A 13,713-nucleotide genomic window follows, 5' to 3' on the forward strand; every position below is an offset into this window, starting at 1 on the left:
GCGGTAGATAGGTAGGTCAGACGCCTGCGCGCACCGGGTTGCGGTGTGCCAGGGCCTTGAGGGCGTCGCTCAAACCCTGGGCCTGGTCGCCGATCAGCAGATGCCACACCCCATCTTCAAACCGACTGACACCCTGGCAGCCGAGGCTGTTGAGCTGTGCTTGCGACAGGCCTTTTTCATCGGCCAGTTGCAGGCGGATACGGGTCATGGCGATGCAGTCCAGTTGCAGCACATTGGCCTGCCCGCCCAATGCATCCAGCCATTGCTGGGCCTGGGCCGTGGCGACGGTGGCGACGCTGGCCGCTGGCGTTGGCAGGGCGGCGCCGGGCACCGGCACGTTAGCGGACGTGGGCATGGCCAGGCGGATTTCGTCGGCAATGCTGTCGGCCATCGGCCCGACCACCACCTGCAGGCTGCCACCGTTGCCGGGACGGACCACGGCCATGGCGCCGAGGGCTTTCAACTCGGCATCCACCGCCTTGTTGCGGTCCACCATGTCCAGGCGCAGGCGCGTGGTGCAGGCGCCGACGCTCAACAGGTTCGCGGCACCGCCCAATGCGCGCAGGTACCCATGGGCGCGCTGGTTATCGGTCATGACTTCGGCCTGGGCCACCTGAATGTCTTCGCGGCCCGGTGTCTTGAGGTTGAAGCGGCGGATGCAGTAGTTGAACACGCTGTAGTAGATCAGCGCATAGGCCAGGCCCACGGGCACCACCAGCCAGCCATTGGTGGATTTGCCCCAGCCCAGGACCATGTCGATGAACCCGCCGGAAAAGGTAAAGCCCAGGTGAATGTCCAGCAGGTTGGTGACGGCCATCGACAGGCCCGTCAGCAGTGCATGCAACAGATACAGAAACGGCGCGAGGAACATGAACGCGAACTCGATCGGCTCGGTCACCCCGGTGAGGAACGAGGTCAGGGCCATCGACAGGAATATCCCGCCCATGATCTTGCGCCGCTCCGGCAAGGCATTGCGGTACATCGCCAGGCACGCCGCCGGCAGGCCGAAGAGCATTACCGGGAACATGCCGGTCATGAACTGGCCGCCATTGGGGTCGCCGGCAAAGTAGCGGGTCAGGTCGCCGGTCACCACCGCGCCGGTCACCGGGTCGGTGAAGCTGCCGAACACAAACCAGGCCATATTGTTGAGGATATGGTGCAGGCCGGTGACGATCAGCAGGCGGTTGAACACGCCAAACACAAACGCCCCCAGGCTGCCGCTTTCCATCAGCAAGACGCCGAAGCCGTTGATGGCGTGCTGCACCGGCGGCCAGATCAGGCCGAACACCACGCCAAGGCCCACTGCCGAGAACCCGGTGACAATCGGCACAAAGCGTCGCCCGCCGAAAAAGGCCAGGTACTCCGGCAGCTTGATGTCCTTGAAGCGGTTATACAGGGCGCCGGCCATCAACCCGCTGACGATCCCGGCCAGCATGCCCATGTTGATGGTCGAGTCCAGCACCTTGAGGGTCGAGATCATCACCAGGTACCCGATGGCACCCGCCAGCCCGGCGGTGCCGTTGTTGTCCCGGGCAAAGCCCACGGCGATACCGATGGCGAAAATCAGGGCCAGGTTGGCAAAGATCGCTTGCCCGGCGTCGTGCATTACCGCGATGTTCAACAGGTCGGTATCACCCAGGCGCAACAACAGGCCGGCAATCGGCAGGATGGCGATGGGGAGCATCAGCGCGCGGCCCAGGCGTTGCAGGCCTTCGATAAAGTGTTGGTACATGGCGAGTCTCCTTTTTCTTGTTGTTGTCAGCTCAACGGCCAGTGTTGGTTACAGGCTTGGCGTACGGCCCCGGCGCTGCTCAGGTTGAGCAGGCCCTGGCTCAGTTGCCGGCATTGCGCGGCGTCGAGGTGGCGCACACGGTCTTTGATTTCAGCAATCTGCGGCGGGCTGACGGACAGCTCGCGCACCCCAAGGCCCACCAGCACCGGCGTGGCCAGCGGGTCGGAGGCCAGGGCGCCACACACACCGACCCAACGTCCATGTTTCGCCGCGCCGGCGCAGGTCTGGGCGATCAGGCGCAACAGCGCCGGGTGCAATGCATCGACCCGGGCCGCCAGGCCCGCATGGTCGCGGTCCATGGCCAGGGTGTACTGGGACAGGTCATTGGTGCCGATCGACAAAAAGTCCGCATGCTCGGCCAGTTGCTCGGCCATCAGCGCGGCGGCCGGCACTTCGATCATCACTCCCAGTTCCGGGCGCTGGGTCAACTCCAGTTCGGCGCACAGTTCATCGAGACGCTGGCGAATGTGCAGCAACTCGTCCACTTCACTGACCATCGGCAACAGGATTCGGCAGCGCTGCAGCGGGCTGACCTGCAGCAGGGCGCGCAGTTGCTGGTCCAGCAGCTCCGGGCGCACCTGGGCCATGCGAATGCCGCGCAGGCCCAGCACCGGATTGGCTTCGGCGGGCAGTGGCAGATAGTCGAGCTGTTTGTCGCCGCCTACATCAATGGTGCGAATGATCACTGGTTTGTCGCCCATGGCGTCCAGCACCGCCTGGTAGGCCTGGCGCTGCTCTTGCTCATCGGGCGCGGTGCGGCGGTCGACAAACAGAAATTCGGTGCGCAACAGGCCAACGCCATCTGCGCCGTTTTCATAGGCCGTCTGCGCCTCGCTGCTGGAGGCGACATTGGCCGCCACCTCAACGCCCACGCCATCGAGGGTGCTGGCCGCTGCCTGGGCCTGGGCCTGTTGCTGTTGGCGCCGCAGTTTTTGCGCATCGCGGATCTGGTGCACTTCGGCGTGGCGTGCATCATCCGGCGTCAGCTCCAGGCGGCCGTTGGCGGCGTCCAGCACCACCCGCTGGCCTTGGGGCACGTCGAGCACTGCACTGCCCAGGGCGACCACACAGGGCAACCCTTTGCCCCGGGCCAGGATCGCCACATGGGAGGTGGCGCCCCCTTCGGCCATGCACAGGCCCGCAGCGTTCTGCTCACTCAACTGCAGCAGGTCCGAGGGGGTCAATTCATGGGCGACGACGATTGCGCCGGACGGCAACTCAAACTGCCAGGCTTCGCCCAGCAGCGCCCGCAGGACCCGTTGCTGCAAGTCCCGCAGGTCGTTGGCGCGCTCGGCGAACAACGGCTTGCCCAATCCCAGCAGCACGGCGCATTGGGCCTGGATTGCATCGCGCCAGGCGTGGGTGGCGGCGCTGCCTTGCTCGATGGCAGCGGTGGCGGCCTCCAGCAGGGCGGGATCTTCCATCAGGGCCAGGTGGGCGGCGAAGATCTCCTCTTCGTCCACGTCCTTGTGCCGACGGGCGTGCTCCAGGGTGCGGCGGATTTCCCCGCGCACCTGCTCCAAGGCGGCGTCCAGTTGCTGCAACTGTTCATCGGCGACGTGGGTCCGTGGGTCTGCAGGCAACTCGATGCTGCTCATGCGCCACAAAGGCCCGCAGACCAGGCCAGGTGCGGCGCAGACGCCTTGCAAAACACCGGCTTGGGCGGGGGCGCGCTGCGCAGCGACGGTGGCCGGGGCTTTGTGGGGAACCGCCAGGGACAACGCTGTGAGCAGGGCTTGCAAGGCGGCTTCGCTGTCTTCGCCTTGGCAACTGACGCGCACCTCATCTTGCTCGCCAATCCCCAGGCCCAGCAGGCCGATCAGGCTGTCGCACGGCGCAGACTTGCCGGCGAAATGCAGGTGCGACTGGCTGCTGAAACCTTGGGCGGTCTTGCGGATCAGCGCAGCGGGGCGTGCATGCAGGCCCCCCTTGTGGGTGATGCGAATGCTGGCGCTGCTTACGCTGGCGGTGTGCGTGCCGGCAACTGTGCGGGTGGCCGAGGTGTGGCGCGGGCAGACCTGCATCAGCGGTTGGCCCACGGTCGCCATTTGCATGCTGAACGGTCGCAGCTCGAACTGATCGCTGTTGGTGAGGATGATCAGGCTGATCAGGCTTTTGCACTGGCGAGCGATGCGGTCCAGGTCCAGGCGCACCAGGGCCTGGCCGCTGCTGACGCGGGTGCCTTCCTTGACCAGCAGGGCAAAGCCTTCGCCTTTGAGCTCGACGGTATCGATGCCCACGTGCAACAGGATTTCTGCACCGTTGTCGGCACGCAGGGTCAGCGCATGCCCGGTGCGGGCGAGGTGAATCACCACGCCATCGCACGGCGCATACAGGCAATCGTTGAGCGGGTCGATGGCCAGGCCATCGCCCATGGCGCCGCTGGCGAACACCTCGTCTGGCACGTTGCCCAGGGTCCGCACCGGCCCGGTCAAGGGCGCGTTGAGGGTCAGGTCATTGTTATTGTTGGTCATGGGCACGGTACTCATCAGGAAAACGCTGCACATCACTTCAGTGGGTGCGGGTGACTTTGCTCAGGTGGCGCGGCTGGTCGGGGTCCATGCCCCGGGCCTGGGCCAGGCCGGCGGCCATCACGTAAAAGCTCTGGATCGCCAGGATCGGGTCCAGGGCCGGGTGTTCGGCGCGGCTGAGGGTCAGGTCACGCTCGGCGATATCGTCGGGTGCGGCCAGTAGCACGCGGGCGCCGCGTTGGCGCATTTCCGTGGCCAGGGTCAGCAAGCCCGGCTGTTCGGCGCCGCGTGGGGCGAACACCAGCAACGGGTAGTTGGCGTCGATCAAGGCCATCGGCCCATGGCGCACTTCGGCGCTGCTGAAGGCTTCGGCCTGGATCGCCGAGGTTTCCTTGAGTTTGAGCGCGGCTTCCTGGGCGATGGCAAATCCGGCGCCACGGCCGATGACCATCAGGCGCTGGCAATCGCGCAGGGCGTCGATGGCCAGGCTCCAGTCCTGGGTCGCCGCTTCGCGCAGGCCAGCGGGCAAGGCGTGGCAGGCTTCGAGCAGGCCATCTTCCTGGTTCCAGTGGCCGACCAACTGGGCGCTGGCGCTCAAGGTGGCGATAAAGCTCTTGGTCGCGGCCACACTGCGTTCGGGGCCGGCGCACAGGGGCACATGGAATTCACACGCGGCCTCCAAAGGCGAGTCTTCGGCGTTGACCATGGATACGCTCAACGCCCCGCGCTTGCGCAGCAGGCGTAGGCTGTTGACCAGGTCCGGGCTTTGCCCCGACTGGGAAAACCCGAAGGCTACCTGACCGCTGACTTTCAGCGGCGCCTGCGCCAGCGTCACCACCGACATCGGCAGCGACGCCACCGGCACGCCCACGTGCTGCATGGTCAGGTAGGCGAAGTAGCTGGCGGCGTGGTCCGAACTGCCACGGGCGACGGTCATCGCCACTTGCGGCGGCTGGCGGCGCAGGCGGCCTGCGACCTCGGCCAGCAGCGGGTCGAGGCATTGCAATTGGGCCGCGACGGCCTCACTGGAGGACAGTGCCTCTTCAAGCATTTTTGAAGTCAATGGTTTCTCCTTCGACCATTACGTCGGTGAGGTGCAGGGAGCGGTCCAGGCGCACGCAGTCGGCAAAACTGCCGGGTTGCAGGCGGCCGCGTTGTTCCAGGCCCAGATAGTCCGCAGGAAACTGCGACAGGCGCTGTGAGGCTTCGCTGACGGGCAGGCCAATCTTCACCAGGTTGCGCAGTGCCTGATCCATGGTCAGGGTGCTGCCGGCCAGGGTGCCGTCGGCCAGGCGTACGCCGCCCAGGCATTTGGTCACGGTGTGGCTGCCCAGCTTGTATTCGCCGTCGGGCATGCCCGCGGCAGCGGTGGAATCGGTGACGCAGTACAGGCAGGGGATCGAGCGCAGGGCCACACGCATGGCGCCGGGGTGTACATGCAGCAGGTCCGGGATCAGTTCTGCGTATTGGGCATGGGCCAGTGCGGCGCCGACGATGCCCGGCTCGCGGTGATGCAACGGGCTCATGGCGTTATACAGGTGGGTAAAACTGGTGGCGCCGGCGGCCAGGGCAGCGACGCCTTCTTCATAGCTGCCCAGGGTATGGCCGATCTGCATGCGCACGCCGCGTTGGCTGAGGGTGCGGATCAGGCCGTCATGCCCGGCGATTTCCGGGGCAATGGTGATCACCCGGATGGGCGCCAGGTGCAGGTATTGCTCAACCTCGGCCATCAAGGCAGTGTGGGCGAAGTTGGGTTGTGCGCCGAGTTTTCCCGGATTGATGTAGGGACCTTCCAGGTGCACCCCCAGCACTCGGGCGCTGCCGGCTGGGCGCTGTTCGCAGAACTGGCCGAGTTCGCCGAGTACCCGGGAGATTTCCTCGACCGGCGCAGTCATGGTGGTGGCCAGCAGCGAAGTGGTGCCGAAACGCACATGGGTGCGGGTGATGGTCTCGAAGGCGCTGCTGCCTTCCATGATGTCCTTGCCGCCGCCGCCATGCACATGCAGGTCGATAAAACCCGGCAGCAGGTAGGGCAGGTCGTTGTCGGCGGGGTTGCAAGGCACGCCTTCGACGGCGCTGACCTTGCCTTCGTGGTGCACCAGGCGGCCGCGAATCCAGCCGTGGGGCGTGAGGATATTGTCTTCGGACATGGGCAGTTCTCTAAGGCCGCAACTCGGCGGCAAAGTCATAGCGCCGCAGCTCGGCGACAAAGTCGTAGTAGTCGTTGCGGCAGTAGGTGTCGGTGATCTCGATGGGCGTGTTATCAGCGGTGTAGCCGACCCGGGTCATCAGCAGCATGGCGGTGCCAGGGGCGATGCCCACCAGGGCGGCGAACTCATCCGAGGCGTTGATGGCCTGGATGTGTTGCAGGGCCCGCACCACCGGTTTGCCGATGCCTTCCAGGTATTCGTAGAGCGAGCTGCCAATGGCCTGGGGCTTTGGAATGATCGAGGCGGGCAGGGCGCTCATCTCGATCGCCATGACGGTGTCATCGGCTTTGCGCAGGCGCTTGAGGCGCGCCACTTTGTCGGTGGGCGACAGGCACAGGCGGATCAGTTCTTCATGGGTCGGCGGGGTGATTTCCCGCTCCAGCCATTGGGAACCGGGGACAAAGCCCTTGAGCCGCAGCATCTCGCTGAACCCCGACAGGCGCGACAGTGGCTGTTCCAGGCGTGGCGTAATAAACGTGCCAGAGCCCTGGCTACGGCGGATCAGGCCTTGGGCAAACAACACTTCCAGGGCTTTACGGGCGGTGACCCGGGAAATACTCAACTGCTCGCTGAGCACGCGCTCCGAGGGCAAGGCCTGCTCGGATTTCCACTGGCCAGCATGAATGGCGGCTTCGAGGTTGCGGGCCAGTTGCAGGTACAGCGGCGTGGATTGTCGGTCGTCAGGACGCAGGGTCTGGATGGGATTCATCTGTAGGGTTTCCGATGCGTTATTGGAGTGTTGTCGCCCGGTAATGGCCGGAAATTAATACCACTTAAATACCATGTCAATGCCGCCAAAAGCGTGCGCATGGCTGTTTACAGGCACCTTAAAGGTGCCTGGCATCAAGTGGTATTAGAGAGGTCTTTATAGCGCGCAGAAAGACGCAGCCCCTGGCAGTGAAATGGTATTCACCGGCAGGGGCTGTGGGGGAGACAGGTTTTTTTTGAATTATTTTACGAACGGTACAGGTTACGGACGGATCTCGATCATTGTGCCGTCCTTGACCAGGTTCCACACTTCGCGCATGTCGACATTGCGCATGCCGATGCAGCCGTCGGTCCAGTCCAGGGTGTGGAACCACTGTTCGGGGTATTCCTCACTGTCTGGCGTGCCGTGGATCATGATCATGCTGCCGGGCTTGACCCCTTCGCGGCGCGCGCGGGCGGCATCGCTGATATTGGGGTAGGAGATGTGCATGGACAGGTTGAAGCGGTCGCTGGTCTTGCGCCAGTCGATCCAGTAGAAGCCTTCCGGCGTGCGGCGGTCGCCTTCGACCAGCTTGTGACCCTTGGGGTTCTTGCCCAGGGAAATCCGGTAGGTCTTGAGCGGCTTGCCATCGTTGATCAGTTGCAACTGGTGCGCGGATTTGAGCACCAGGATCTTCTCGACGGGTTTGCCGCCCAGGGTTTGCAGGGTGGTGGCGCACGACAGGCTGGCGAACGACAGGCAGAGCAGAACAAGCAACCAACGCATTGAAACGATATCCGTATAAAGGCTTATTGCGCCGGTTGAGTCAGGGGTGGCACCGATTCGCTGCGCACGGGGAACACCTGTTGCCGACGGTCAGCGAAAAAGCATTCTAAGGTACGCCTGACCGTGCGGAAAGCCAGCTCGGACCAAGGGATATCGGCTTCGTCGAACAGCCTGACTTCCAGGCTCTCGGGGCCGGCGGCAAAGTCCAGGTCGATCAGTTCGGCGCGGTAGAAGATATGCACCTGGCTGATGTGCGGTACATCGATCAACGTGTAGATGCTCAGGTTGCGCACCCTGGCGCAGGCTTCCTCGAGGGTCTCGCGCACGGCGCCCTGTTCGACGGTCTCGCCGTTTTCCATAAAGCCTGCAGGCAGGGTCCAGAAGCCCAGGCGCGGCTCGATGGCCCGTCGGCACAGCAGCACCTGGTTGCCCCAGACGGGCAGGGTGCCGGCGACGATATTGGGATTTTGGTAGTGAATGGTCTGACAGTGGTCACACACATAACGCAGGCGTGCATCGCCTTCGGGAATGCGCTGGGTGACCGGTTTACCGCACTGGCTGCAGAAATTCATGCTTGGGTTCCTGGGGACTGCGCCTATCTTGGCGTGCAGGGCAGTGGCCTGCAAGTTGTCGTTTAGCGACACCGCCGGGGTTTTGGGGTTGGGCGCCCGTACGCTTTGGTGCATGATGCAAGGTAGCCAACAGATCGAGATGACTCATGCTGGACGAGCTACTTCGCCGGGTAAGCAATCACACGCCACGCACGCTGGAAACTGACGCACGTTTCCCCGAGGCCGCCGTGCTGGTGCCGATTACCCGTAGTGACGAACCCGAGCTGATCCTGACCCTGCGTGCCAGCGGGCTATCGACCCATGGCGGTGAAGTGGCCTTTCCGGGTGGGCGCCGCGACCCGGAAGACCCGGACCTGGTGTTCACCGCCCTGCGCGAGGCCGAAGAAGAAATCGGCCTGCCGCCGGGCCTGGTGGAAGTAATCGGCCCCTTGAGCCCGCTGATCTCCCTGCACGGCATCCGCGTGACGCCGTATGTGGGGGTAATTCCCGATTATGTCGAGTACCTGGCCAACGACGCCGAGATTGCTGCGGTATTCAGCGTGCCCCTGGAGTTTTTCCGCCAGGACCCGCGCGAGCATACCCATCGCATCGATTACCAGGGCCGCAGTTGGTACGTGCCCAGCTATCGGTTCGGTGAATACAAGATCTGGGGCCTGACGGCGATCATGATCGTAGAGTTGATCAACCTGCTCTATGACGATGCCGACATCAGCCTGCACCGTCCGCCGAAAAGCTTCATCAATACCTAAGCCATCGTTTGAATGGCAAGCCGTGAGGGAAGACCATGAAATACCGCCTGGGCGATGCCCGCGTCGAGACCCATCCACACAGCTGGGTGGCCCCCAATGCCACGCTGGTGGGCAAGGTCAAGCTGGAAGAGGGGGCCAACGTCTGGTTCAACGCGGTGTTGCGTGGCGACAACGAACTGATCCTGATCGGCAAGAACAGCAACGTGCAGGACGGCAGCGTGATGCACACCGACATGGGCTACCCCCTGACCCTGGGCACCGGTGTGACGGTGGGGCATAACGCCATGCTGCATGGCTGCACCGTCGGCGACTACAGCCTGATTGGCATCAATGCGGTGATCCTCAACGGTGCCAAGATCGGCCGGCATTGCATCATCGGCGCCAACTCGTTGATCGGCGAGGGCAAGGAAATCCCCGATGGCTCGCTGGTGATGGGCTCGCCCGGCAAGGTAGTGCGGGAGTTGACCGAGCAGCAGAAAAGAATGCTGGAGGCCAGTGCTGCGCACTATGTGCATAACTCCCAGCGCTATGCCCGTGATCTGGTCGAGCAGTCAGAATGAACCCGGTAGAACGCCCCGTCGCCTCGCCCTGTGTGAGTATTTGTGCGCTGGATGACGACGATATCTGCACCGGTTGCCAGCGCAATGTCGATGAAATCACGCGTTGGAGTCGCATGGACAATGCCGAGCGCCGGGTGGTGCTGGGGCTGTGTCATGAGCGGGCGAAGGCCAGTGGGGTATTGTGGATGATTCCCGGAAAATCCGGCACCTGATATTTTTGAGTGGCGAGCCAACCTGTTGTGGCGAGCGGGCTTGCCCCGCGCTGGGCTGCGCAGCAGCCCCAATAAAACCTCCGCGGACGTTCAGGTACACCGCAGCGCCTGTTTTTAGGGCTGCTGCGCAGCCCAGCGCGGGGCAAGCCCGCTCGCCACAATAGGTCCAGTGGTCACAACAAGTCCGCTGGCCACAAAAAATAACTGCTGAGCTGGCGCGGTGTGTCTGGAGTACCTAGGGCGCTTGGAGAGGGCCTCTGTGGCGAGCGGGCTTGTCGGAACGCCGCATCGCCCGCGCTGGGCTGCGCAGCAGCCCCAATAGGACCTCCATGGACTTTCAGGTAAACCACGGCGCCTGTTTTTAGGGCTGCTACGCAGCCCAGCGCGGGCGATGCGGCGTTCCGACAAGCCCGCTCGCCACAATAGGTTCAGTGGTCACAACAGGCCCGCTCGCCACAGGGTTTCTGGTGCAGTACCCTGTGCGCATTGCCCACAGGTCCCTCGCCCCATGCTCTTCCTGATCGCCTATATCAGCAGCGTCGTGCTGATCAACTTCGCCTTTTCCACCGCTCCGCACCTGGATGTCATCTGGTCCGCCTGGGGTGGCCTGGTGTTTATCCTGCGCGACATGGTGCAAACCCGCTTCGGCCACGGCGCGATCATCGCCATGCTCGCGGCGCTGGTGCTGTCCTATATCACCTCCGATCCGTCTATCGCCTTGGCCAGTGCCACGGCGTTCGCGGTGTCCGAGTGTATCGACTGGCTGGTCTTCAGCATCACCAAGCGCCCGTTGCACGACCGGCTGTGGATCAGTTCGGCGCTGAGTATTCCCCTCGATACCTTTATCTTTTTTGGCCTGATCGGCGCGTTGACGCCCGCGGTGGTCGGTACCGCCCTGGCCTCGAAATTTGCCGGGGTCACCGTGGTGTGGCTGGCCATGGCCTGGCGTTTGCGTCGCCAGCGTGTCGCCAACTGAGGCCAATGCCGGCCGTTCATGTAAAATGCCGGCCTTTCTCCCCCCTGATCCGCTCCCCTGAGGACCTGAGATGACCCGAATCGGAACTCCATTGTCGCCAACCGCGACCCGCGTATTGATGTGTGGCTGCGGTGAGCTGGGCAAGGAAGTGGTAATCGAGCTGCAACGCCTGGGCGTTGAAGTGATTGCCGTGGATCGCTACGCCAACGCGCCGGCGATGCAGGTGGCGCATCGCAGCCATGTGATCAACATGCTCGACGGCGCGGCCCTGCGTGCGGTGATCGAAGCGGAAAAGCCGCATTTCATCGTCCCGGAAATCGAAGCCATCGCCACCGGCACCCTGGTGGAGCTAGAAGCTGAAGGCTTTACCGTGATCCCCACCGCCCGTGCGGCGCTGCTGACCATGAACCGCGAGGGCATCCGGCGCCTGGCCGCTGAAGAGCTGGACCTGCCGACCTCGCCGTACCACTTTGCCGACACCGTCGAAGACTACCGCAAGGCCGTCGAAGACCTGGGTTTCCCATGTGTGGTCAAGCCGGTGATGAGTTCGTCGGGCAAGGGCCAGAGCCTGTTGCGCAGCGCAGATGACGTGCAAAAGGCCTGGGACTACGCCCAGGAAGGCGGCCGCGCCGGTAAGGGCCGGGTGATCATCGAAGGGTTTATCGATTTCGACTACGAAATCACCCTGCTGACCGTGCGTCACGTCGGTGGCACCACCTTCTGTGCGCCAGTGGGCCACCGCCAGGAGAAGGGCGACTACCAGGAGTCCTGGCAGCCACAGGCCATGAGCCCGGCGGCCCTGGCTGAATCCGAGCGCGTCGCCAAAGCCGTGACCGAGGCCCTGGGGGGTCGTGGCCTGTTTGGTGTCGAGCTGTTTATCAAGGGCGATCAGGTGTGGTTCAGCGAAGTTTCGCCGCGCCCCCACGACACTGGCCTGGTGACCTTGATCTCCCAGGACTTGTCGCAGTTTGCCCTGCATGCACGGGCGATTCTGGGCTTGCCGATTCCGTTGATCCGTCAGTTCGGGCCTTCGGCGTCGTCGGTGATCCTGGTGGAAGGGCAGTCGACCCAGACTGCGTTTGCCAACCTCGGTGCAGCCCTGAGCGAGCCGGATACCGCGCTGCGTCTGTTCGGCAAGCCAGAAGTGAATGGCCAGCGCCGTATGGGCGTGGCGTTGGCGCGGGATGAGTCGATCGAGGCTGCCCGGGCCAAGGCGACCCGCGCCTCGCAGGCGGTGGTTGTAGAGCTGTAAAAGCATCGTGGGCAAGCCCGCTCCCACATTTGGAATACATTCCCAGTGTGGGAGCGGGCTTGCCCGCGATAGCTGTCTATCAGGCGACGCGATTCAAATCGTTGTCCCGTGTCTCTTTCAGGCACAGCCCCGCAATCAAACTCAGCAACGCTGCCGCCGACACATACCCGCCGACATAACTCAGCCCACCCATCGCCACCAGCTTGGTCGCAAAGAACGGTGCGGCCGATGCCCCGACGATCCCGCCCAGGTTATACGCCGCCGAAGCCCCGGTATAACGCACGCGGGTCGGAAACAATTCCGGCAACAACGCCCCCATCGGCGCAAAGGTCACGCCCATCAGGAACAGCTCCAGGCACAGGAACAACGCCACCGCCCAGGTCGAGCCATGGGTCAGCAACGGTTCCATGGTGAAGCCCGAGAGAATTGCCAGCACCGCACCGACGATCAGCACCGGCTTGCGCCCGTAACGGTCACTGGCCAGGGCTGCCAGCGGCGTGGCCGCGCCCATGAACAGCACGGCAAAGCACAGCAGGGCGAGGAAGGTTTCGCGGCTGTAGCCCAGGGTGCTCACACCGTAGCTCAGGGAAAATGCCGTGGTGATATAGAACAGTGCATAACACACCACCATCGCTGCGGCGCCCAGCAGCACCTGCAGCCAATGCTGGCTGAACAGCTCCACCAGCGGCACTTTCACCGGTTTTTCCTTGGCTACGGCATTGGCGAATACCGGGGTTTCGTGCAGTTTCAGGCGTGCATACAGGCCCACCATCACCAGCGCGGCGCTGAGCAGGAACGGAATGCGCCAGCCCCAGCTGCGAAATTGCTCATCGTCCAGGTTCATCGCCAGGATCAGGAACAGCCCATTGGCCGCCAGGAAGCCGATGGAAGGCCCCAATTGCGGGAACATGCCGAACCAGGCGCGCTTGCCCTTGGGCGCGTTCTCGGTGGCCAGCAGGGCGGCGCCGCCCCATTCCCCGCCCAGGCCCAGGCCCTGGCCGAAACGCAGTACACACAACAGGATCGGTGCCCAGGCGCCGATGGTGTCGTAACCCGGCAGCAAGCCGATCAAGGTGGTGCACACGCCCATCAGCAGCAACGAGGCCACTAGCGTCGATTTGCGCCCGATGCGGTCACCGAAATGGCCGAACAGCGCCGAGCCCAATGGTCGGGCGATAAACGCGATGCCGAAGGTCAGGAACGCGGCCAACATCTGTGCGGTGCCGGAGCTCTGCGGGAAAAACACCGGGCCGATCACCAGCGCGGCGGCCGTGGCGTAGATATAGAAGTCGTAGAACTCGATGGCCGTGCCGATGATGCTCGCGGTCGCGACGCGGCTGGTCGAGTTGGTCGGGGCGGCGGGAGCGGCCTCGTTATAGGTGGTGCTCATTGAGGTATCCCTGATGGTCATTGCGCCTTTGGCGCGGATTATTATTGGTCTTGCA

Annotated in this window: 13 protein-coding genes; 5 read left to right on the top strand and 8 right to left on the bottom strand. The window is 63.7% G+C overall.

From position 1 onward, the window contains the following. Nucleotides 1-16 precede the first annotated feature (16 nt). From nagE to JTY93_RS05315, 7 genes are all read right to left on the bottom strand, one after another. The gene (nagE, locus tag JTY93_RS05285; RefSeq protein WP_205476064.1) at nucleotides 17-1,732 is read right to left on the bottom strand and encodes an N-acetylglucosamine-specific PTS transporter subunit IIBC; all 1,716 of its coding nucleotides are present in this window, start codon (nucleotides 1,730-1,732) and stop codon (nucleotides 17-19) included. A 26-nt stretch (nucleotides 1,733-1,758) separates the two neighbouring features. Further along, nucleotides 1,759-4,266, bottom strand: coding sequence for a phosphoenolpyruvate--protein phosphotransferase (ptsP, locus tag JTY93_RS05290; protein ID WP_205476065.1), 2,508 nt, complete (start codon nucleotides 4,264-4,266; stop codon nucleotides 1,759-1,761). Nucleotides 4,267-4,303: 37 nt separating this feature from the next. Then, complete coding sequence (locus JTY93_RS05295) at nucleotides 4,304-5,326, bottom strand: SIS domain-containing protein (RefSeq protein ID WP_205476066.1); 1,023 nt, start codon at nucleotides 5,324-5,326, stop codon at nucleotides 4,304-4,306. Continuing rightward, complete coding sequence (gene nagA, locus JTY93_RS05300) at nucleotides 5,307-6,413, bottom strand: N-acetylglucosamine-6-phosphate deacetylase (protein ID WP_205476067.1); 1,107 nt, start codon at nucleotides 6,411-6,413, stop codon at nucleotides 5,307-5,309. Before nagA ends, JTY93_RS05295 begins: the two co-directional genes overlap by 20 nt. A 10-nt stretch (nucleotides 6,414-6,423) precedes the next feature. After that, entirely contained in the window at nucleotides 6,424-7,182 is a 759-nt protein-coding gene (locus tag JTY93_RS05305; protein ID WP_169997295.1) for a GntR family transcriptional regulator, read from the bottom strand. Nucleotides 7,183-7,443: 261 nt separating this feature from the next. Then, nucleotides 7,444-7,947 carry a L,D-transpeptidase family protein gene (locus JTY93_RS05310; protein ID WP_205476068.1) on the bottom strand — a complete coding sequence of 168 codons (504 nt, stop codon included), beginning with the start codon at nucleotides 7,945-7,947 and terminating at the stop codon, nucleotides 7,444-7,446. A gap of 23 nt (nucleotides 7,948-7,970) precedes the next feature. Then, the gene (locus JTY93_RS05315; protein ID WP_169997299.1) at nucleotides 7,971-8,519 is read right to left on the bottom strand and encodes an NUDIX hydrolase; all 549 of its coding nucleotides are present in this window, start codon (nucleotides 8,517-8,519) and stop codon (nucleotides 7,971-7,973) included. Nucleotides 8,520-8,665: 146 nt separating this feature from the next. Between JTY93_RS05315 and JTY93_RS05320 the strand changes: the two genes are divergently transcribed. From JTY93_RS05320 to purT, 5 genes are all read left to right on the top strand, one after another. Beyond that, the gene (locus JTY93_RS05320; protein ID WP_169997301.1) at nucleotides 8,666-9,268 is read left to right on the top strand and encodes a CoA pyrophosphatase; all 603 of its coding nucleotides are present in this window, start codon (nucleotides 8,666-8,668) and stop codon (nucleotides 9,266-9,268) included. Nucleotides 9,269-9,303: 35 nt separating this feature from the next. Then, nucleotides 9,304-9,828, top strand: a complete 525-nt coding sequence (locus JTY93_RS05325) for a gamma carbonic anhydrase family protein (RefSeq protein WP_104911692.1) — start codon at nucleotides 9,304-9,306, stop codon at nucleotides 9,826-9,828. Further along, on the top strand, nucleotides 9,825-10,040 hold the full coding sequence (locus JTY93_RS05330) for a DUF1289 domain-containing protein (RefSeq protein ID WP_205476069.1): 216 nt from the start codon (nucleotides 9,825-9,827) through the stop codon (nucleotides 10,038-10,040). Before JTY93_RS05325 ends, JTY93_RS05330 begins: the two co-directional genes overlap by 4 nt. Nucleotides 10,041-10,548: 508 nt before the next feature. After that, nucleotides 10,549-11,016 carry a VUT family protein gene (locus JTY93_RS05335; protein ID WP_029296170.1) on the top strand — a complete coding sequence of 156 codons (468 nt, stop codon included), beginning with the start codon at nucleotides 10,549-10,551 and terminating at the stop codon, nucleotides 11,014-11,016. A 70-nt stretch (nucleotides 11,017-11,086) separates the two neighbouring features. Continuing rightward, complete coding sequence (purT, locus tag JTY93_RS05340; RefSeq protein WP_029296172.1) at nucleotides 11,087-12,268, top strand: formate-dependent phosphoribosylglycinamide formyltransferase; 1,182 nt, start codon at nucleotides 11,087-11,089, stop codon at nucleotides 12,266-12,268. Nucleotides 12,269-12,347: 79 nt separating this feature from the next. Here purT and JTY93_RS05345 read toward each other — a convergent pair whose 3' ends face one another. Continuing rightward, nucleotides 12,348-13,658, bottom strand: coding sequence for an MFS transporter (locus JTY93_RS05345; RefSeq protein ID WP_205476070.1), 1,311 nt, complete (start codon nucleotides 13,656-13,658; stop codon nucleotides 12,348-12,350). Nucleotides 13,659-13,713: the final 55 nt, after the last annotated feature.

The organism is Pseudomonas hygromyciniae, assembly GCF_016925675.1.
Taxonomy (GTDB): Bacteria; Pseudomonadota; Gammaproteobacteria; order Pseudomonadales; family Pseudomonadaceae; genus Aquipseudomonas; species Aquipseudomonas hygromyciniae.